Raw genomic sequence first — 569 nt, 5'->3', positions numbered from 1 at the left:
AACTTCTCTACTGAATGGAAAAAGCAAATGATCACCCACGCTCAAAAAACCTTTCAGGGAGGACATCATTCCTACGAAATCAAACATAAAACAAATAACTATAAAGTAAACACCATGCCGCTGGATGAAGGGCACCTGGATGTAAACCTGGTGATGTTTGTGTTTACCAACATTTCCGAACAGAAGAGCACAGAGAAAAAGATGTTGAAAGCCCTGAAAAAAGAAAAAGAGCTAAGTGAACTTAAATCACGCTTTGTATCTATGGCTTCTCACGAGTTCAGAACACCATTAAGCACCATCCTCTCTTCTGCTAACCTAATCGCACGTTTAAATGAGCCTGGCAAGGAAGAAAAGAGGCTAAAAAATGTTGAACGCATTAAATCCAGCGTAAAAAACCTGATTGATATTCTCAATGAGTTTCTTTCCCTGGGAAGGCTGGAAGAAGGAGCCCTGCAGATGAAGAAGGAGGTTTTTGACCTCATGGAGTTTATGGAAACCATTGTTCAGGAGTTGCAACATGTTCAAAAGTTGGGACAGGAAGTGAGACTCACCTCTGATCAGGAAACCAT

The 569-nt window shown here is 40.9% G+C and carries 1 protein-coding gene; it reads left to right on the top strand.

Features of this window, described 5'->3' with window-relative positions; all coding sequences use genetic code 11:
- Nucleotides 1–569, top strand: a 569-nt coding sequence (locus WJR50_RS34160) for a sensor histidine kinase (protein ID WP_341297809.1), incomplete at both ends; no start/stop codon positions are given.

This window comes from Catalinimonas locisalis (assembly GCF_038039535.1).
GTDB lineage: Bacteria > Bacteroidota > Bacteroidia > Cytophagales > Cyclobacteriaceae > Catalinimonas.
The sequence above is the reverse complement of the archived record's forward strand: the minus strand, read 5'-3'. Positions and strand labels throughout refer to the sequence as shown.